The sequence below is a fragment of the Bradyrhizobium sp. dw_78 genome, from assembly GCF_018449525.1.
GTDB lineage: Bacteria > Pseudomonadota > Alphaproteobacteria > Rhizobiales > Xanthobacteraceae > Bradyrhizobium.
Window position 1 is genome coordinate 443,362 of sequence record NZ_JAAVUS010000001.1, and the last position, 19,539, is coordinate 462,900.

The window sequence follows — 19,539 nt, forward strand, 5'->3', positions numbered from 1 at the left end:
CGAGTGCGTCAGACGACGCCGCTTAAATTCGGAAAGATGCCCGGCATGACGATGAAACCGTGAAGCTTCTTGACGCGGTCGAACCAGCGCCAGAGCGCCGGATAGCGTTCCAGCGGAACGCCGCCGTCGGGAGCCAGGATCGTGGGCGGAAAAACGGCGATGTCGGCAATCGTGGGCGATTTCCCGACCAGCCAGTGCCGCCGTTCGAGTTCGCCCTCCGCCAGATGATCCTCGACGATCGTCAGGGCCGCGTGGGCCTGTTCCATCTCCGTCCTGGACGCACTGCCGGCTGCGGTGATGGAATTCATGCGCAGCGATTGCAACAGGTCCAGCTCCTTGGCGGCGAATCCGAGCCAGCCGAGGGTGTCGTCGAACATGTTCTCGTCGCGCGGCAGCCATTGTTCCGATGGGTCGTGGCGGCGGGCGATGTGAATCAGGATGGTGTTGGTGTCACAAATCCGGTGCGCGCCATCCTGCAGGACCGGAATGGTCCTGCGCGGATTGATCAGGGCGAACTCCGGCTTGAGATGGTCGCCCCCGGGATGCACGTTGACTTTGATCGGCTGGAATTTAACGCCGAGCAACGCGCATAAAAGGCGAACCTTGTAACATTCGGCCGAGAGGATGTAGTCGTACAACTGGATCATGTGGGGATGCAGATAGCTTTACGCCGACGCACGGTCGAGGCCGAACTGCAATCCGGACCTGTCCAGCCAACGCCGGTAGGCGATCGAACTGGCGTCCGAAATGGTCGGGATCTCGCGACGCGGGCTTACCGGCAATTTCTTCGGGGTCTGATGCAGCAGGATCGAGCGATCCTGCGCGAATATCTCGTGATAGAAATGCAGGATGTGGGTGGAGACGTTCTGTTCGTCGTGGACAAGCGCAAAGGAGTGGACCGTACAGCTCTCCTCGTCGTGCGGCTGGATGAACAAGCCGATCAGGTCTTTCCTGCCCGGCCGCACCAGCGAGTCCTTGTAGATGATCGAGATGAACGGCGACGGAATGCGGTAGTCGTAGTAGATCGTGCTGGCCGCTCCGGCCGCCGCCGAGGCCTTGGGCTGAACGAAGCTGCAGCCCACGGCCCACAACTCGCGTTCCTGTTCGCGAAACTCGACCGAATATTTCGGCACTTCGGCCGACTCGTATCCGCCGAGGGTGCCGGTATGCACGAACGAGAAATGCGATAGATCGAAAAAGTTTTCGATGACGCGCTGCCCGGAGGAAGGAACGCCGATGCGGCCGCGGTGAATGAAACGGCGTTCGTGCTCGGAGAATTCGGGAACGGACACGATGTCATGGTCGGGCCGGCCGAGCGACACCCAGAGGAATCCATATTTCTGGCGCACAAGAGGAGGCGGATGACCGTCGCCATGCGCCAGCGCGCATTGGAATTCACCGTCCCATCCGCGATAAATGACGAGGCTCTGACCGAGAAGCACCGTCGTCTCGGAATGGCCTTTTGGAATTTCGGATGTAAAGGCGACGACATACCAGTCGTTCAACGCGACAAGGTCGGTGGTGCGGGTCAAGGCGCCTCTCCCTGGATCAGGCCAGCCAGATGCACTGGCATCAGTTCGTGCAATTTATGCCGCATGTCACGCAGCCGGGATGCGATCTCAGGCTGCTGAAGGTCGTTGCGAAACCGGATCAATGCACGGTTAAAGGACAGGCTGTCGGATCCGGGCCACGCCGCGTGTACCGCGCATGATCCGGATTCGGTCGGTTGCAGCCGAATGAAGTACGAGAAATTTTCGCCATCCCTGCGCGCCTCGCAAACGATCATGCCCGGAGCCTCGAACTCGGCCCACAGCGCTGCCGAACTGGCAATCGTGCGTTCCGCGACTGACGGGCCGTCGGCCTTCCGCGTCCACTCGATTTCCGTCGGCAGGGACACCGCGCGACCGGTTTCAAGCTGCAGCGGAATGGTCATGAAGGCAGCGACGACATCCTCCAGCGGATGTGAAAAGTGAAGCGTGCGGACGGCTCGATATCCCGGTTGTGCCGACGGCGCCGCGGTCGAGGGCTCGCCGAGGCAAACCCACACATATCCGTCGGCTTCCGCTGTTGGATAGACGCGAGCCCGTGCGGCGCGCGAGGGGGCGACGCCTGGGTGGGCCGGAATGCGGACGCAGTAGGCGTCATCCGCAAATGTCCAGCCGTGGTACGGGCAGATCAGCGTCTCCTGATGGACGGCCCCGAATGAGAGCCGCATTCCCCGATGCGGGCAGCGATCGCTCCAGGCGCTTGCCCTTCCAGCGGCGGAACGCCAGACCACGAGCCGTTCACCGTTCAATACCACCGGTGCAAGTGTTCCGCGTTCCAGATCTTTGGTTGCCACGACGGGGTACCAGGACCACGGATTACGCAATGTCAGCGTCGATGCGTCACTGCTCACGTCTTGTGCTCATATCGCTCAGCAATCGTTCAGCGTACCGGAATCGAGGTTCAAACATAGGAGCGCGCGGCGATCGGAAGCAAATCGGGATCATCGACCCTTGAGTAAGTTTTTCTGAACACATGCGGAATTAGACCAATAAATCAAGCGCATGGCACGATAATTGCTGAATATGCTTGCCGATGGACGCGCATTGCCGTTTCAAGGGGACGTCAAATGGGAAATATGGTGCAGTCATTTGGGCAGGCCTTTGGCGACGATATCTCCGGCGTGTCCGAATCCGAGAGCGGACTCGGCATTCCACGGATTACGCTTCGGCATCTGATCTATTTTTCGGCGGCCGCGGAAAACGAGAGCGCTTTGCGGGCGGCCGAGCAATTAAACGTGTCGCCTCCCGCGATTTCCGGCGCCATTTCCAGTCTTGAGCAGATCCTGGGAGAGCAGCTCTTTGTAAGGCGCCATGCCCGCGGCCTCACCTTGACGGAGGCCGGTCATCATCTTCTTCTCGAGGCCCGCGATATCGTCGGCAGGGTCAAGGAAATCGAGTCGGTCAGGTCGAGCCGCGCGCGGCGGTTTCGCAACCGCATCGCGTTGGGATGCCTGGGTGATATCGCTCCGAACATCGTTCCGCCGCTGGTGCGGAGTTTCAGAGCCCGCTTTCCCCAGGTGGAGATCGTCTGGCAAACCGATGTGCATGCGGGTCTCATGCAGAAGCTGGAAGATGGCGCGCTGGACGTGATCTTCGTTCTCGACTTCGAGATGTCTCCGAACTTCCACACCACATTGCTGCAGGCGGCGCCGGCGCAATGCGTTCTGCCCGAGGCGCATCCGCTGGCCGGTAGCGCGACCATTCCGCTCACCTCGCTCGCGAAAGAGCCTTTCATTCTTCTCGACATACCGAAGACCCGCGACTATTTCCTGTCGGTGTTCGGCGATCTCGGCGTCCAGCCCAACATCGCGCTGAAAGCCCCGTCGGCCGAAATGGTTCGTAGTCTGGTTGCGAACGGATTTGGCTATTCGCTGCTCAATTTCTGCATTCCGGACCGGCGTGAAATCGTCTATCGGCCGCTTGCCGGCCATACCCGTCCATCACATCTCGTCGCCGCGCGGCCTTACCGGCGGCGCCCGTCAAAAATCAGCGACGACTTCATCGAACAATCGATCAAGATCGTTCGTCAGTTCAATCTGAACGGCTACGCGCAATGAATCAGCGCCTTTCGGGCAGGCTCCAGGAAAAGAACGTCCGCTCGATCAACGCCACCACCTGGTACAAGCTCAGCGAAATGCAAAGCAGAACGATAAGCGCGAAAAAAGCGCGCCCGAGCTTGAACACCGCAGTGTAGTTCAGGATCATGTAGCCTAGGCCTTTGTCGGCTGCCACGAATTCCGCCACCACCGCACCGATGACGGCGAGCGTCACCGCGACCTTCGCAGCGCCGATGATATGAGGCACGGCGTAGGGCAGCCTGATCTGGGTATATTGCCTGAAGCGCGGCGCCTTGAGCGATTCCGACAGCTCGATGAGTTCGGCCGGTGCCGAGCGCAGCCCGGCCGCGGTCGCGATGACGAGCGGGAAAAACGTGATCAGGCAGGTGATGACGGTGCGGGGAAGCGCTCCCGCGCCCAGCGAGACCACGAGGATCGGAGCGATGGCGACGATCGGCGTCGACTGAATGACCACCAGCAGCGGCACGATGGTGCTCGACAGCAGCGGCGAATTAACCAGCAACATCGCCAGCGGAATGGCGATCGCGAACGAAATGCAGAAGCCCGCCAGCACGATCTCCAGCGTTGCGCCGATATTGTCGAGCCAGGTCCAGATCGGGACTTCGGTGGCGGCCATGACGACCTGGCTTGGACGCGGCAGGATGTAGGCCGGCACCGAGAAGACGACGCATATCGCTTGCCACGCCAGCAGCGCGGAAATCAGGGTCAATGCCGGAGCAAAACGGGAAAGCCGCATGGTCAGGCTTTCCCGCTTCTCGTGAACACCTTGGACCTGATCTCATTGGCCATTTCGCTGAACAGCGGATCGAGCATCGAGTCCAATCCCCGCGGTCGTGCCAGGGGAACGGTGATGGTTTCCATGACCTTGCCGGGACGCGGAGACATCACGACGATTCGATCCGAGAGCAGCAACGCCTCCTGGATCGAATGCGTCACGAAAATCACCGTTTTCGGGCGCTTGTCGAGAATGCCGAGCAGTTCGACCGAGAGTTCGTCACGGGTCAGCGCGTCGAGCGCCGAAAAAGGTTCATCCATCAGGAGAATGTCGGGATCTTGAAGCAACGCGCGGGCGATCGCGACGCGCTGCTGCATGCCTCCGGAAAGTTCGGACGGCTTCTTCTGCGCGAAATCACGAAGGCCGACGACATCCAGAATCTGAAGAGCGCGATCCGCCGTTTCGCGCGTTACGCGGCCCGTGGTGTGCCTTTCGGGGAAAGTGACGTTGTCCGCGATGTTCAGCCAGGGCAACAGCGTCGGCCGTTGAAAGACGAGGGCAATATCGTTGCGCGGCTCGGTGACCTTGAGCCCGAACACGCTGACTTCACCGCTTGAAGGGGCAAGCAGGCCGGATGCCAGCCGCAATATGGTCGATTTTCCGCAGCCCGACGCTCCGATGATGGAGACGAACTCGGTCCGCCCGACCTCGAGATTGACATCCGACAGCGCGGTGATCGCCGAGCGGTCGCTGGAGATGAACGTATGGGTGACGTGCTGGAATCGGAGGGCGGACGGAGTGGAAATGCGCAAAACCGTGGCATCCGGGGCTTGGGTTGACGCGGGCTGCGCATATCCTGGCGCGCTCAGAGACGTAGCAACGCCCGGGCTGATTGAACGATGGATCATACGGCCAGTGTCGAACAGGCCCATATGCCTTGCAATCGATTTTAGGTCGCCACAGCGTCACAAAATCTGAACCTGCGCCTCAACTCTATTGAATCAGGATTCCGGAACCTGCGGCGTTATGATCTGCATCCAGGCTTCCGATGCGATCGCTAGGATTGCTCTGAATACCTTTTACAGAAGGAGCTGGTGGTGAACATCTTCGGAAAAAGCGCCGCGGTCGCGGCGATGATTTTGGTCGCCTCTACGGCCGCGAAGGCAGACGATAGGGTAAAATTCGTGCTGGACTGGTTCCCGGCGGGCTATATCGGCTTTGCGCATGTCGGCATCAAGGAAGGCTTCTTCAAGCAGGAGGGGCTCGACGTCACGATCGATATCGGCCGTGGCGGCTCCGATGCCGTCGCCCGCGTCGCCGCCGGGACGGACGATTTCGGCGCCGCCTCGCTCAGTTCGGTGATGAATGCCGCCGCCAACGCTCCCGTTCCGGCGAAGGCCGTCCTGGCGATCTATAGCAAGTCGCCCGACGCGATCGTGGCGCGTGTGGGCACCGGCATCGATTCGATCAAGGATCTGGACAAGAAAACGCTGGCGACCGCGACGTTCTCCGGTTCGAACCAGGTGTGGCCGGTGATGGCCAAGAACAACGGCCTTGATCCGGACAACGTGAAATTCCTCAAGGTCGACAACAATGCGCTGGGCCCCATGCTCGCGGCGAGCAAGGTGGATGCGGTGATCTCGTGGGTGACCAGTGTGCCGCTGTACAGCAAGCTCGCCGCAGAGTCCGGCGTCAAGCTGAAGGCGATTCCGTGGTCCGAGTTCGGGCTGTCGGGCTACAACTGGTCGCTGCTGGCTTCGGAAAAGATCATCAAGGAGCGCCCGGAGGTTGCAAAGAAATTTGTTAGCGCGTTCAAGAAGAGCGTCGAGTTCGCGCTGGCTCATCCGGAGCAGGCCGGCAAGGATGTCCACGAACTGGCGCCGGATACGGATGCCGAGACCAACACCATCGAGATCGAAGCGATGAAGCCGCTGGTCGACAATGAAATCTCCAAGCGGACGGGTTTTGGCGCTTTCGATCCCAAGCTTGTTGCGGATACCTGGAAGTGGGTTGCGCTTTCGCAAGGGTATCCCGAGAACAAGATTGATCCCGAGAGTGTCATCGACAGATCGCTTCTCAAATAGAAGCCGGCTTTCCGGGGCGGCGGCGGAAGCTATGTCCTTCTGCCGCCGCCCTTGTCAGTTGCATCGCCCGGTTCTTGGCTTAGCTCAGTCCTTGAAATCGAGCCCGATATCGAGAATCCCGACGCTATGGGTCAGCCACCCGATTGATATCAAGTCGACGCCGGTGGCGGCGATCGGTGGCGCGGTGGCGGGCGTGATGCGGCCGGAGGCTTCCGTCACCGCGCGGCCGGCGACCATCGCGACGGCTTCCGCGAGCGTGGCCGGACTCATGTTGTCGAGCAGCACGGCATCGACGCCGATATCGAGCGCCTCGCGCAACTGATCGAGCGTATCGACTTCAAGCTCGATCTTGACCAGATGGCCCACGCCATTTTTCGCCCGCTTCAGTGCCTCGGTGACGCTGCCGGCGATGGCGACATGGTTGTCCTTGATCAGGACGGCATCGTCGAGGCCGAACCGATGGTTGCCGCCGCCGCCGACACGCACCGCGTATTTTTCGATCATGCGCAGGCCCGGCGTCGTCTTCCGCGTGCAGACGATCCTGGTCTTGTAGTCCCGAACCGCCGCAACCACGGACGACGTCGCGGTGGCGATTCCGCTCAAGCGGCACAGGAAGTTCAGCGCGACCCGTTCTGCCGTCAAAATGCCCCGCGCGGGACCGGAGACGGTGGCGATCACATCGCCCGGCGCGACGGCGGAGCCATCGGCCCGCTCGACGCGCATCTTGATCGACGGATCGATCAATTGAAAGGTCGTCCGGGCCAGATCGAGCCCGGCGACGATTCCCGGCTGGCGCGCAACCAGGGATGTCGTGGCGTTGCGGTCGCGCGGCACGATCGCGTCGGTCGTGAGATCGCCGGCGCGGCCAAGATCTTCGAGCAGGGCCATCCGAACCGGCGCTTCGATCATGATGCCTGGAAGGGGGGCGGGCGTCATCGCGTTTCCTTTGCATCAAGCCGCCGCATCCGCGGGGCGATTATCCCGGGAGCGCCATCGATCTCGTGGAATGCTGTCATTTCACCGCCAGCATCCGTTCGACTGAAAGGCGCGCCGGCCGCATGATACGTTCATCGATCGTGACTTCCTGCTGCATCGTTTCCAGCGCGCTGCGGATGTTGCCGAGCGTGATCTTCTTCATATGCGGACAGAGATTGCAGGGACGGATGAATTCGAGGTCGGGATATTGAAGGGCGACGTTGTCGCTCATCGAACATTCCGTCAGAAGCACGACCCGCGGCGGCCGCCGGTCGGCGACGTAGGATGACATGGCCGCCGTCGAACCGGCGAAATCGGCCTCCGACAGCACGTCCGGCGGGCATTCCGGATGCGCCAGCACGACGATGCCGGAATGATCCTGGCGCAATTGGCGCACTTCTTCGGCGCTGAAGCGCTCGTGCACCTCGCAATGACCGGTCCATGCGATCACCTTGACCTTGGTTTCGGCCGCAACGTTCCTCGCCAGATATTCGTCGGGCAGCATGATCACGCGCTCGACGCCGAGCGACTCGATGACCGCCTTGGCGTTGCCCGAGGTGCAGCAGATATCGGATTCGGCTTTCACTGCCGCCGAGGTGTTTACATAGGTGACGATCGGAACGCCGGGATATTTTTGCCGCAGCAGTTTCACGTCCTCGGGCGTAATGGAGTCCGCCAGGGAGCAGCCGGCGCCGCGATCGGGAATCAACACCGTCTTTGCCGGATTGAGCAGTTTCGCCGTCTCGGCCATGAAGTGGACGCCGGCGAGCACGATGACGTCGGCTTCCACCTGCATCGCCTCGCGGGCCAAAGCGAGGCTGTCGCCGACAATGTCCGCCACGCAGTGGAAAATTTCCGGCGACTGATAATTGTGGGCCAGGATGACGGCGTTGCGGCGCTTCTTCAACGCCATGATGGCGTCGATGTCGTTCGCGAACATCGGCCATTCGATGGCGGGGATCGCATTCCGCACCTTGGCGTAGAGACGGTCCGAAGGCGGCGGTTCCAGTGTCGTCAGCATCACTTATACTCCTAGAGAGCATAAGTTATACTGGAATTGAGTATAAGCGTTGTCAAGCGCCCGAAATGGGAAGCTTGGTTCCCGAGATGGCGCGCTCCGCGAGCACAGTCCGGCGAAAACGGAACAATTTAGCCGGACGTCCGCCGGCCTCCTGGCTGGTTTCGCCTGTCTCCTCAACGAGTTCCTGCTGCTCGATCAGGCGGCGAAAATTCGGCTTGTGGACCTGTCTTCCCGCCAGCGCCTCAACACAGCGTTGCAATTGCAGTAGCGTGAATGTGTCCGGCATCAACTCAAACACCACGGGATGGTATTTGATCTTGGCCCGCAGCCTGGCGATACCGGTCGCCAGTATCCTGCGGTGATCGAGCATCATGGGTTTGCCGGGCGCGGCCGGTCGAACGGTATCGCCCAATTCGAAAGCCTGGGAATTTCCGCGGTGGGCTTCGGGGATCAGCTTCGCCTCGTAAAGCAGTTCGTAGCGCTGCAGAACCAGTTCCTCGTTCCAGGCGTGGTCTTCGAGGCCGAAAAGCATGGCTGCGCGCTGCCGGCGGCCGCGCTGCGCCGCCCGGTCGGACGCTGCGGCAATCCAGGCCCTGAGGCCGGGCCGCAGGGCTTGCTCGATCAGCGGCGGCGGGCCGGCGCGATGATCCTCCCAGGGAAAATAGTCATACCAGCAGCGCCAGCGTGCCTCGTGTTCGCCGAGCGCCGGTTGCTCTCGCGTCAGGCCGAGATAGCTGATGGAAATGACGTGTTTTCCGGTGGCGTCGGCGCGATCGCGGTCGGCGAAGGTGTAGAGTTGTTCGACATAACCGAGCGGCAGCCGGGTTTGCCGCTCGACCCACGCCCGCAATCCGGATTGCAGCGACCGATGGGCGAGTTCGAACGGCCCGGAGGGCAGGGCGCGCTGATCTTGAATCGTCAGAACGCGGGGGTCGCCAGAGGTGACGGCGACCAGCACGGCAACCAGGTCGGCTGCGATGTCGTGTTCGGCTGAAGATGTTGTTGGACGTGGATCCATTTCTGCCTTGGGTTTGATGTCGTCAAACGAACGCTTCAGCGCAAAGCTTCAGCCTCCGACAATATCCACTTTCGCAATGCCTGAACGCCGTGCAACTTCGCTTTGGATTCGTGAATCAGCAGATAATATGCGCCAGCGCTGGCGATCGACGGTTTGAAAAGCCTGATCAGGCGATCGGCGTCCTTGTGAAGTGAAAGCAGCACCTGCGGAATGATCGCGATGCCCTGGCCGCGCAGCGCCGCTTCGAGCGACATGAAAAAATGGCCGAATTCGAATTTCTTTTTCTCCGGCGCGGCCACGCCGTGGGCGCGCAGCCAGTCCGGCCAGGCGAAGCGCCGGCTGGAGGTATGGATGAGAGGATAGGCCAGGAGATCGCTGGCTTTCCGGATTGTCTTGCCCCGCAGAAGGGTTGGCGAACAGATCGGAACGAGGACATCCGGGAACAACTCGTCGGCGGCTACGCCATCCCATTCATTGACCATCTCAAGCTCGATCCGGGGCTGTTTTATGTCGTATGAGCGGCCGGGCAGGCGGCCGACTCTCAATGCAATGTCGATCCGGTCGTTTGCGAGATCGACCGGCTCGATCGATGTGACGATTCGCAGATCGATATCGCTTCGCGCTTCCGTCAGCGTGTGAAGCCGCGGCATGATCCATGTCGATGCGAGGGTCGGAAGCACCGAGATCACGAATGTCTTGGATCTGGATTTCCTTCGAACCTGGGACGTCGCGTGCTCGATTTGATCGAGCGCGTCGCGAACCACATGGAACAATTCGCTGCCGGCCGGGGTCAATGCAACCTGGCGGGTTTTGCGGATGAACAGCGGGAAGTTCAAATAGTCCTCGAGCGACTTGATCTGCCGGCTGATCGCCCCTTGCGTCAGCTGGAGTTCGTTTGCGGCGTCGCTGAAGGACATGTGGCGGGCTGCCGCTTCGAAGCCGCGCAGGCTCGTCATCGGTGGCAGCTTACGTTTCAGGAATTGTCCCATCGCTCGTTCATCGTTGAATCAGGCTGTCCTGTTCATACATGAGAAATAATAATATGTCCGTCAATTTTAGTCGTTTGTAGGTTTGTGACAGTCGGACTTACGCTCTTGTTCGGGTCATCGGCGATGCGGAGGCAAGTGGTAATATAATGACGACTCGGTCATCAAAGGGCACGCGTGTTGCCGTCGTCGGTCTGGGAGCGATTGGCGCCAAGGTCGTTCAGGCGCTGGACCGGGGTATCGACGGACTGGCTCTGGCGGCGCTCTCGGTGCAGAACCCGGAGAAGCACCGCGGCTTTCTTGCCGGCCTGACCAACGCCCCGGCTATTTTGCCGATCGAAAGCCTCTCGGAAGTTGCCGACATTGTCATCGAGTGCGCGCCAAGCTCGCTGCTTCCCTCCATCGTCGGACCATTCGTCAGCAAGGGAAAGACGGCGATCGTCCTGAGTGCGGGGGCATTGCTCGAGCACGACGAACTTATTGACCTCGCCAAGCGGAACGGTGGCCAGATCGTGGTGCCCACCGGCGCATTGATCGGGCTCGATGCGGTAACGGCGGCGGCGGAAGGGACGATCCATTCGGTTCGGATGGTGACGCGCAAGCCGGTCAGGGGATTAGCCGGCGCGCCCTATATTCTCGAACACAAGATCGACATCGAAAACATCACGGAGCCTCTGAAGATTTTCGATGGAACGGCGCGTGAGGCCGCCAAGGGATTCCCGGCGAATTTGAACGTCGCTGTGGCGTTGTCGCTCGCGGGGATCGGCGCGGATCGAACCAAGCTCGAGATATGGGCCGATCCGTCGGTATCGCGCAACATGCATCGTATTGAAGTCGATTCCGACTCTGCTCGCTTTTCAATGGCGATCGAAAACATCCCGTCGGAAAATCCAAAGACCGGGCTGATCACCGCGTTGTCCGTGATCGCATATCTGCGCAAGCGGCATAGCGCACTGCGCGTGGGGACATGACGCAGAGGTTGAATCGACGATGACTTGGCGGCCGGCGTGCGACGATTTGTATAAGAGCACGTCGCTCAAGTACCGAGCAGAGTGATGCAAGCAACGTATGTTGGTGAGGCTCGACAGAAATGCAAAGCTGCTTGAAGTCCGGCGTTGACTTGACCAGCGATTTACAGAACGGTCGCCGCATGAACGGCGAATTGAAGGATGAAGAGATCGATTCCAAGCACAGATTATTAGATGTCAATCCGCGCCTGTCGCGTAGAAGAGACGTCTAGCATGCTGGCCCAGCTTGAAAATAAATTCTCGAAGTCTGCGGCGTTGGAGGTTCGCAACCTCTTTGTCGCCTACAAAGGGGAGCCTTCGTCCCCGAGACCGTGGGTTCTGCAAAATCTCTCGATGTCCATCAATGCGGGAGAGATCGTGGCGGTTCTTGGCAAATCCGGAGCCGGCAAAACCACGCTGCTCAACGTGATTTCCGGCCTTGTCGAACCCAGCAAGGGATCGCTGCTTTTTCCGCTGGCCCCCGAAGGCGATGGTCCCAAGTTCGCCTGTGTGTTTCAGGAAGATCGCCTCCTGCCCTGGCGGAGCGCGGTGAAGAACGTCCAGTTGTCGCTTGAGCGGCTCGGCCTGGAGCGTCGAAATCGCCGCGAGGCCGCCATGTCCCTGCTCGCCCAGGTGGGTTTGCAGGATGCCGCGGATCGCTATCCCTGGCAGCTGTCGGGTGGAATGCGTTCGCGGGTGGCGCTCGCGCGCGCCCTTGCCCTGCAGGCGCCGTTGCTGCTTCTCGATGAGTCCTTTGCGAAGCTGGATCCGCAGACCAGATCTGAAATGTACGAACTGCTGCTTGCGCTTCGCGAGCGGCATGGCTTTTCGGTCTTGCTGGTAACGCACAATGTGGAAGAAGCGGCCTATCTCGCGGATCGTGCGTTCATTTTACGAAACCCGTTACTAGGTGGAGCGATCGAAGTTCAACTGGGAACGCGAAATAAAAAAAAGGCGGAGGAACTCCTTGAGGCGCTGAAGGACAACAGTCTGAAATCAAGCGATTGAAGGAAATTTCATGCGCCCGTCCCGCCGCAATGCGTTGAAGATCGCCACCGGTGCATTGGTGGCTTCCGGCATGCCGTTCGCTTCCGTCGTCCGCGCAAAAGAGGGCGGGCCGCCGATACGGATCGGTTATTGGGCAACGGGTGTGCAGCTTGCCTTGATCGAGCTTCTCAAGCGGCAGAAGATTTTCGAGAAATACGGGCTCAACTATGAGTTGGTGAGTTTCGCGGACGTCAATGGCAATACCGTCGCATTAGCCACGGATCGCATTGATGTCGCCTTCAGCGTCGCCGGCCCTGGAGCGCTGGACCTGGCGGCGCGGCAAAGGCCGATCAAGATCATTCTCGCCACGCAGGCGGCTGACGGGCGGCTCGTGACAAAGCGCGCCGAAATAAAGGAGATCGCGGACCTTCGTGGGAAAACCGTGGGCACGGCGCCGGTCGGTAGCGCCGGTTATGCCTACACCACCGCATTTCTATCGCGCAGTTATGGGCTGGAGACAAATTCGTACAAGGTTGCCGGCGGCGGCGAAGCACGCCTCATCCAGCTCCTGGTCCAGGGTGACATCGACGCGGCGCTGCTGCGGGAAGTGTCGTTCGTGCAGTATGGCGAGAGGCTTGGACTGCGATCCCTGGCTGACCAGCGGGTGGAATGGGCGAAGATAGCCGGTCCGCATGCGATCCCCCCGCTGGGGGTCGGCGTCGCGCAAGATCGCATGATAAAGGAGCGCCGGGATGACGTGGTGGCGTTTGTGGCATCGATCGTTGATGGCATCCGAACCGGCGCATCCGATCCTGCCCTGGTGTCGTCCCTGATGGCTCAGCTTCTCAAGCTTTCGGATGAGGAGGCGGCGGCCTATGCGAAGACCTGGCCGATCAGCTTCCACGGTGAATTCGAGGATGCTGACGTAGCAAGCCTGGATTTCGCCCAGCAACTTTTCGTGGCGCAGGGCAGCCTCGCCAAAGCGGCCGATAAATCATCGTTCGACCAGTCGCTTTACCAGGACGCGGTTAAGCGCCTCAAATGATGGTTGATTGGCTCCAAACAACCAGCAGGAAAGCTGCGTCGCTGTTCCTGTTCGTACTCATAGTTCTGCTATGGGAGATTGTTGCACGCGTGAGCGATCCGCTTCTGGTGCCCACCCCACTGGACACCTTGGGGTCTCTCCTCGATCTGGTTCGTTCCGGCGAATTGTGGATCGAGCTTGTCATTTCGCTAAGACGGGTTGCCATCGGCGTGCTGTTCGGCGCCGTGAGCGGAATCGCATTCGGCGCCATTCTGGGTTCGTCGCGGCTCGCGGAGGCGTTGCTGGGATCGATGCTGCCGATGGTTTCGGCCACGTCTTCCGCCATCTGGGCGGTGCTTGGCCTGCTCTGGTTCGGCCTCAGCGATGGCGCGACCATTTTCGTGATCGCGATGACCGCGGCGCCGCTTTCCGCGGTAAGCGTGCGCGACGGAGTCAGGGCGACCGATGCCGACCTTCAGGAAATGGCCCGGACGATGGGATTTGGCCGGCTGGCGATCGCCTCGAAGATCGTGTTTCCCGCGATCCTGCCGTCGCTATTTGCCGGTTTGCGGCTTGCGATCAGCTTTGGCTGGCGCGTCGGCCTGGTCGCCGAAGCACTCGGATCGCCTTCCGGCGTCGGCTTCAAGCTGAAGGAATCCGTGGATCTGCTGCATACGCCCGAGGTCTTCGCCTGGAGCGTCAGCGTCATCCTGGTGATGCTGGTGATCGAGGGCGTTATGCTCAACCCGCTGGAAGCCTACGTCTTCAGATGGCGCAAGCCGGTTCACCGGCCGGCGGGACGCAATCAATTCGTTGAAAACACCGAGAACCCTGTGGAAGGAACAGCGGCACATGTTTGAATATAAATCTCTGAAGTGGACGGTCCTGCCAAATCCATTGGCCGACAATCAGCCAACGATAGGCCTGATCACGCTGAATCGGCCGGAGGCGCTGAACGCGATCGACGTTCGCTTGCGGGTCGAGCTGGATATCCTGCTTGACCAGATCAGGCGCGATGACCAGATCCGCGTCGTCGTGATCACGGGGGAAGGCCGGGGATTCAGCGCCGGGGGCGATCTACGGTCCGAGGCTGGCCCGCTCGGCGCGCTGGACGGGGATCATGATTTCGGATCGTTCGGCGCTTATAGCGACCTGGCCAATTATTTCTTCAACGACTTGCGCCATGTTGTCATTCAACGGGCGTTGCGGAAGCTGGAAGAACTCAAGGCCATCACGATCGCCGCCATCAACGGCCCGGCGGTCGGCATCGGTCTTGAACTGGCGACCGCATGCGACATTCGCTATGCCTCCGAGAGCGCCCGCCTAGGAGAGGTAGCCGTGCCGGCAGGATTCGTTCCGGAGTCGGGTGGCGCGCGGAACCTGCCCAAGCTCGTCGGAATCGGCCGCGCGATGGAGATGATCCTGACCGGCGAAATCATCGACGCGAAAGAGGCCGAGCGCATCGGCCTGGTCGAGCGTGTGTTTCCCGACGCGGCATTGCTGGATGAAGTCCTGAAGATCGCGGGTAAGATCGCGGCCGCGCCGTTTCTCTCCGTCAGGCAGGCAAAGGCGCTCGTCAAGCAATACTGGGATCACAACAAGAGCGAAGAAGGCGCCCGGGCGGAGCTCGAGGCGGTCATGGAGATCACGCGAACGGCGGATTGTCGCGAAGGCATATCGGCCTTTCTTGACAAGAGACGGCCGGTCTACAAAGGCCCCGGATATGATCGGGAGAACTCCCGATGAATCTCGCTGAGATCGCTCTCAAATTGTCGGCTTCTCCGGAAATGGAGAGCCGCGTCGCGTTCTATACCGGCAACAGCGCCACCACGAATGCCGAGTTTCGCCGGCTGGTGCTGCATATCGCGGGACAGCTAAGGACGCTGGGGCTCAAGCGCGGCGATCACGTTCTGCTGCGCATGACGAATTCCGTCGAGTTTGCCGCGTCCTTTCTCGCCGTCATCTGGAATGGCGGGGTTGCGGCGCTGCAAAACTCGCAATTCGGGCGCTATGAGCTCGAGCATGTGGTCGGCCTGGTGAAGCCGGCATTGGTCCTGGTTGGAGGCTCGTTTCGAGACGATGCTTCCGTCGCCGGATTGGTTCCGTCATCCAGTGTGCATCTGGTGACGACGGAGGGCATTGAACCTGTTGCCGGATCGCCTGCGGTTGCTGTTCAGGCCGATGTGCAGCCGTTTCAGGCCGAGCCGAATGATCCCGCCTTTATCGTGTTCACATCAGGCACGACCGGGCGGCCGAAGGGCATTGTTCACGCGCATAGATGGCTCGAGGCGCTCGGCGACAGCAACCGGACGCGAATTCCGCCGCGCCAGGATGATGTGGCGTTCGCGACCGGGGAGTGGAGTTTCGTCAGCGCGTTGGGGCACAACGTGCTGTTCCCTCTTCGAAACGGCATCAGCGCCGCTATTCTGGAGGAGCGGGCAAGCCCCGAGCGGATCCTGGCGGCGGTGGATCGGCATAAGGTGACGCTGCTCTACAGCGTCGCGACGCTTTACCGGCGCATCCTTGGCCAGCCGGGGATCGAGAAGCGATTCGATATTTCAAGCCTGCGCGGAGTCAATTCGACCGGAGAGCCGCTTGAACCGGCCGTGAAGCAGGAATGGGAAGCCAGATTCGGCTGCCCGGTGTGGGAGCATTACGGACTTTCCGAAGCGCAGATGGTGCTGGGACATGGTCCGATAACGCCGCCGCGAGAAGGTTCGGTTGGGGTGGCGTGGGGCGTGCAGCCGAAAATCGTGGATGAAGCCTTTCAGCCGCTTGCCGCCAATTCGGTCGGAACCTTGGTGTTCGAGCGGGATTATCCGGGATTTTTTCTTGGATATCTTGGCGATCCGCAGCGAACGGCAGACAGCTTCCGCAACGGCTATTTCCTGACCAGCGATCTGGCCAAAATCGACGAGGATGGCTTCGTCTTTATTCTCGGCCGTTCGGACGATTGCTTCAAGAGCAAAGGCGTGTTGATTGCGCCGCGCGAAATCGAGGAAGCGTTGCTCTCCCTTGGGGTGTTCGAAGAGGCTTGCGTTTTTGCTATTCCGGATGCGGAAATCGGCAACCGGATCGGTGCGGCCGTGGTCCGAAGATCCGAGGTGGAAACCGAAGTCGACAGCGACATTCGCTCGCTCGCCAAATCACTCGGCGGCCGGATCGCTCCGTTCAAGATTCCGACCACGCTGGTTTTTCGGGAAGCGTTGCCGAAGAACGCGAATGGCAAGACCCTGCGAACCGAAGTGGCGCGTTCGTTTCTGGAGTCGGCGTGACGGAGGAAAAAGGGGGCTGCGGTGTTCAGCCCCTTTTTTTGCCTTCATGATCTCCGGTGGGCGGTTGAGTGAAGCGTCGCAGGGAAATACCTGACCGATATCCGTGGCCGGGTCCGGCGCACGCCATGCACTGACGACTTCATCAAAGAGTTCAGCGAGAGCGCGTCGCGCGCGGCTCGTTTTCGCCCCGTTCTGGGAGCATCGGCTGGCCCGCGGGCCTGGAGCAGGATCGGTTCTGATTGAATCAGAACCGAAGCTCCAGATTCTTGTTTTGACGCGTTTTCTTTACGCGAACCGGCCGCCACTTCGCTCGAAAACGCTCTCAGGCCGCGCATTGACTTTCCTCGGCTCCTTTATAATGTATAGACATATTAGTGACGAGGGAGCGCCCGCGTGCCGCCGATCTACATCGCCTATCTCAACCGCCTTGATATTGAAGAACTCAAGATTACCGACGAGGAGATCCTGTCGGCGATCGAGGCCAGCCTTGCCAGTCAGGGCAAAGGCGAGACCGTGATCGAGCCGCGCGTTCACCTCGAACCCGGCGTCGCGAACGGCCATTTCAACGTGCTGCGTGGGGCCATCAAGGCCCCGATCGATTCCGCCGGGGTCAAAGTCGTCGGCGACTTCGTCGATAACTACAAGCTCGGTTTTCCCTCCGAGATCGCGATCCTGGCGCTGTTCGATCCACGCACCGGGGCGCCAAAGGCCATTCTGGACGCAAGCAGCATCACCGATATGCGGACCGGCGCGGTCACCGCGGTCGGCGCCAAATATCTGGCGCGGAAGAATTCGAAAATTCTCGGCCATATCGGCGCGCGGGGAACCGCCTATTGGAATGTGCGCCTGCTCAATCATCTGTTCGATTTCGACGAAATCCGGGTGCATTCGCGCCGCGCGGAAAGCCGCAACAGCTTTGCCGAGCGGCTGAGCCAGGATCTCGGCAAGAAGGTGATCGCAACAGAGGACTGGAAATCGTGCGTCGAGGGCGCCGACATCGTGGTCGAAGCTTCCCGCCTCGACCAGCCGACGCCGATGCTGAAGACGGAATGGATCAAGAAGGGTGCTTTCGTCGTACCTTACGGCACCATGAGCGCGATCGAACTGTCGCTGACGGACATCATGAGCAAGCTGGTTGTCGACGATTGGGGACAATGCAAAGGCGGCAAGTTCGGCAGCCTTCGCGCCCATGTCGAGGCCGGAAAATTGTCGGAGGCCACGCTGCACGCCGAGCTTGGACAGATCGTCGCCGGCCTCAAGCCGGGCCGCGAGAGCGATGCGGAGACCAATTTATTGTGGCATCGCGGGCTTTCGCTGTCCGACATCGCGCTCGGCCATGCGATGCTCGTGAAGGCCGAACGCATTGGCATCGGCCAGCGCCTGCGCTTTGCCTGATCGAAGCCTGACCGGGAGCGTGTGAACATGGCGTATGTGGCGAATGCGCGGATGTATTCGGTCAATCCAGCAGCCGCCGCAGCCTGGAAAGAGCTGTTTAGCTGGCTGGCTCAGCAGGCTGGCGTCGAGTTGCACGCGATCGACCACGCCTTTCCGTCGCCGCTCGCGGACTTATGGTCGCGTTCCGATCTCGCCTGCGCCTTCATGTGCGGCTTTCCCTATGCGCTCGCGGAACATCCGCCGCAACCGGTCGCTGCCCCCATTCCCATTAACGCGCCGATATCCGGACGACCGGTTTACGCTACCCGTCTCGTGGTGCGTGCGGATTCCAGCTTCGATTCGCTGGAGGAAACCTTCGGTGGCCGTCTCGGCTATACCGTCGAGGATTCCCATTCCGGCTACAATGCGCTGCGGCATCATTTGCTGCCGTATTACCGCCAGCGCGGCGCAAAACTCTATCGAGACAGCATCGGGCCGTTGTTCACGCCGCGCCGGGTCATCGAGGCGCTGCTCGCCGACGATATCGATGTCGGCCCGCTCGACAGCTATGCCCTGGATTTGATGCTGCGCCATCAACCCGAACTGGTGTCGCAGGTCAGGGTGATCGCGAGCACTGATCCGGCGCCGATCCCGATGCTGGTTGCCGCAACGGATTGTCCCCGAGAGGTCGTTGCGGCGTTGCAGTCCGCGCTTGCGGCGTTCGGAAAGTCAGCCGCGTGCGCCGGATTGAGAGACCGGCTTGCCCTTGAGGCCTTTGCTCCCGTCGTCGCTGAGGATTATCTTCAGACGACGCGCTGGGAGGCGGAAGCGCGCGCCGCAGGATATGGTCAGCCCGGCTGATCGCCACGTTCACGCAATAGCACAAGATAGCATTCGCCGGGAGCCGTCGGCGCGATCCGGAACGGCGCATTGGATGACCGCAGCAGAATGGCTGCGTCGCCGCGATCGAGCGTTGCGAAATCTTGCCCTGAAGTCAGATTCGTCCGGCCGTCCAGCGAAACAACGATAGCGATGTCGCTGTTGTCGAAATTACCCGAGAACGGTTCTCGAACGGGCAGCAGGCGATGGCTGAAGCGCCGGCGCCGCGTCATCACGTTGAGGTCGGTGATCTCGCCCGCCACCAGCCGCGCGGAGGTTGCGAGGTCTCCCGCGAATTGGACCGGATCGGAGCCGCGCCCAAGCGTCACCGGCGCGTTGGCGCCGATCGTGAGCATCAGGCCGCGGCCCCTGACGACGGCCAGGGTCCGATCGATCCCGGCAAATTCGGAGAACGGCCCGTCGGAGGCGACTTGCGCCATGCTGATGCGCCAGTCGAACGTATCCAGCGATGCGCCGGCCGGCTCTGCCGCGATCTCCGTGGTCGAGCCGCCGCCATTCTTCCAGCGGGTGGTCCGGCAATCGATGGCGCGAATGATCTTCAACGCAGG

The 19,539-nt window shown here is 60.7% G+C and carries 20 protein-coding genes; 10 read left to right on the plus strand and 10 right to left on the minus strand.

Annotation, left to right across the window (positions count from 1 at the left end; genetic code table 11):
- Nucleotides 1–8 precede the first annotated feature (8 nt).
- From HB630_RS02045 to HB630_RS02055, 3 genes are read right to left on the minus strand one after another with little or no spacing between them, the layout of a single operon-like run.
- The gene (locus tag HB630_RS02045; RefSeq protein WP_213769741.1) at nt 9–647 is read right to left on the minus strand and encodes a glutathione S-transferase family protein; all 639 of its coding nucleotides are present in this window, start codon (nt 645–647) and stop codon (nt 9–11) included.
- An 18-nt stretch (nt 648–665) separates the two neighbouring features.
- Nucleotides 666–1,532, minus strand: coding sequence for an aromatic ring-hydroxylating dioxygenase subunit alpha (locus HB630_RS02050; RefSeq protein ID WP_213769742.1), 867 nt, complete (start codon nt 1,530–1,532; stop codon nt 666–668).
- On the minus strand, nt 1,529–2,398 hold the full coding sequence (locus HB630_RS02055) for a Rieske (2Fe-2S) protein (protein ID WP_346656018.1): 870 nt from the start codon (nt 2,396–2,398) through the stop codon (nt 1,529–1,531). The genes HB630_RS02050 and HB630_RS02055 overlap by 4 nt, the downstream gene beginning before the upstream one ends.
- Before the next feature lie 216 nt (nt 2,399–2,614).
- Here HB630_RS02055 and HB630_RS02060 point away from each other — a divergent pair, with 216 nt between their 5' ends.
- On the plus strand, nt 2,615–3,604 hold the full coding sequence (locus HB630_RS02060; RefSeq protein WP_213769743.1) for a LysR family transcriptional regulator: 990 nt from the start codon (nt 2,615–2,617) through the stop codon (nt 3,602–3,604).
- 1 nt (nt 3,605) lies between these two features.
- Here the strand turns inward: HB630_RS02060 and HB630_RS02065 are convergent, their stop codons facing one another.
- Nucleotides 3,606–4,361: an ABC transporter permease gene (locus tag HB630_RS02065; RefSeq protein WP_213769744.1), complete on the minus strand. Its 756-nt coding sequence runs from the start codon at nt 4,359–4,361 to the stop codon at nt 3,606–3,608.
- Nucleotides 4,362–4,363: 2 nt separating this feature from the next.
- The gene (locus HB630_RS02070; RefSeq protein ID WP_249780599.1) at nt 4,364–5,152 is read right to left on the minus strand and encodes an ABC transporter ATP-binding protein; all 789 of its coding nucleotides are present in this window, start codon (nt 5,150–5,152) and stop codon (nt 4,364–4,366) included.
- A 285-nt stretch (nt 5,153–5,437) separates the two neighbouring features.
- Here HB630_RS02070 and HB630_RS02075 point away from each other — a divergent pair, with 285 nt between their 5' ends.
- Nucleotides 5,438–6,424, plus strand: coding sequence for an ABC transporter substrate-binding protein (locus tag HB630_RS02075; RefSeq protein WP_213769746.1), 987 nt, complete (start codon nt 5,438–5,440; stop codon nt 6,422–6,424).
- A gap of 84 nt (nt 6,425–6,508) precedes the next feature.
- Here HB630_RS02075 and nadC read toward each other — a convergent pair whose 3' ends face one another.
- From nadC to gcvA, 4 genes are all read right to left on the minus strand, one after another.
- On the minus strand, nt 6,509–7,360 hold the full coding sequence (nadC, locus tag HB630_RS02080) for a carboxylating nicotinate-nucleotide diphosphorylase (RefSeq protein WP_213769747.1): 852 nt from the start codon (nt 7,358–7,360) through the stop codon (nt 6,509–6,511).
- Nucleotides 7,361–7,436: 76 nt separating this feature from the next.
- Complete coding sequence (nadA, locus tag HB630_RS02085; RefSeq protein WP_213769749.1) at nt 7,437–8,420, minus strand: quinolinate synthase NadA; 984 nt, start codon at nt 8,418–8,420, stop codon at nt 7,437–7,439.
- Nucleotides 8,421–8,472: 52 nt separating this feature from the next.
- The gene (locus HB630_RS02090; protein WP_213769750.1) at nt 8,473–9,438 is read right to left on the minus strand and encodes a hypothetical protein; all 966 of its coding nucleotides are present in this window, start codon (nt 9,436–9,438) and stop codon (nt 8,473–8,475) included.
- Nucleotides 9,439–9,473: 35 nt separating this feature from the next.
- The gene (gcvA, locus tag HB630_RS02095) at nt 9,474–10,427 is read right to left on the minus strand and encodes a transcriptional regulator GcvA (protein WP_213769752.1); all 954 of its coding nucleotides are present in this window, start codon (nt 10,425–10,427) and stop codon (nt 9,474–9,476) included.
- Nucleotides 10,428–10,573: 146 nt separating this feature from the next.
- Here gcvA and HB630_RS02100 point away from each other — a divergent pair, with 146 nt between their 5' ends.
- The 8 genes from HB630_RS02100 (at nt 10,574) to HB630_RS02135 (ending at nt 18,952) form a co-directional block, all read left to right on the plus strand.
- On the plus strand, nt 10,574–11,395 hold the full coding sequence (locus HB630_RS02100) for an aspartate dehydrogenase (protein ID WP_213769754.1): 822 nt from the start codon (nt 10,574–10,576) through the stop codon (nt 11,393–11,395).
- 270 nt (nt 11,396–11,665) lie between these two features.
- Complete coding sequence (locus HB630_RS02105) at nt 11,666–12,439, plus strand: ABC transporter ATP-binding protein (RefSeq protein WP_213769755.1); 774 nt, start codon at nt 11,666–11,668, stop codon at nt 12,437–12,439.
- Nucleotides 12,440–12,449: 10 nt separating this feature from the next.
- Nucleotides 12,450–13,463, plus strand: coding sequence for an ABC transporter substrate-binding protein (locus tag HB630_RS02110; protein WP_213769756.1), 1,014 nt, complete (start codon nt 12,450–12,452; stop codon nt 13,461–13,463).
- Between the two features lie 89 nt (nt 13,464–13,552).
- The gene (locus HB630_RS02115) at nt 13,553–14,302 is read left to right on the plus strand and encodes an ABC transporter permease (RefSeq protein ID WP_213769758.1); all 750 of its coding nucleotides are present in this window, start codon (nt 13,553–13,555) and stop codon (nt 14,300–14,302) included.
- Nucleotides 14,295–15,188 (plus strand): enoyl-CoA hydratase-related protein, encoded by an 894-nt coding sequence (locus tag HB630_RS02120; RefSeq protein ID WP_213769760.1) that lies wholly within the window; start codon nt 14,295–14,297, stop codon nt 15,186–15,188. Before HB630_RS02115 ends, HB630_RS02120 begins: the two co-directional genes overlap by 8 nt.
- Nucleotides 15,185–16,717, plus strand: a complete 1,533-nt coding sequence (locus HB630_RS02125; RefSeq protein ID WP_213769761.1) for a class I adenylate-forming enzyme family protein — start codon at nt 15,185–15,187, stop codon at nt 16,715–16,717. The genes HB630_RS02120 and HB630_RS02125 overlap by 4 nt, the downstream gene beginning before the upstream one ends.
- Nucleotides 16,718–17,110: 393 nt before the next feature.
- Nucleotides 17,111–18,112 carry an ornithine cyclodeaminase family protein gene (locus HB630_RS02130; RefSeq protein WP_213769763.1) on the plus strand — a complete coding sequence of 334 codons (1,002 nt, stop codon included), beginning with the start codon at nt 17,111–17,113 and terminating at the stop codon, nt 18,110–18,112.
- A gap of 27 nt (nt 18,113–18,139) precedes the next feature.
- The gene (locus HB630_RS02135) at nt 18,140–18,952 is read left to right on the plus strand and encodes a PhnD/SsuA/transferrin family substrate-binding protein (protein ID WP_213769765.1); all 813 of its coding nucleotides are present in this window, start codon (nt 18,140–18,142) and stop codon (nt 18,950–18,952) included.
- Here the strand turns inward: HB630_RS02135 and HB630_RS02140 are convergent.
- On the minus strand, nt 18,940–19,533 hold the full coding sequence (locus HB630_RS02140; RefSeq protein ID WP_213769766.1) for a HutD family protein: 594 nt from the start codon (nt 19,531–19,533) through the stop codon (nt 18,940–18,942). The two genes, HB630_RS02135 and HB630_RS02140, sit on opposite strands and share 13 nt — an antisense overlap.
- Between the last annotated feature and the right edge of the window lie 6 nt (nt 19,534–19,539).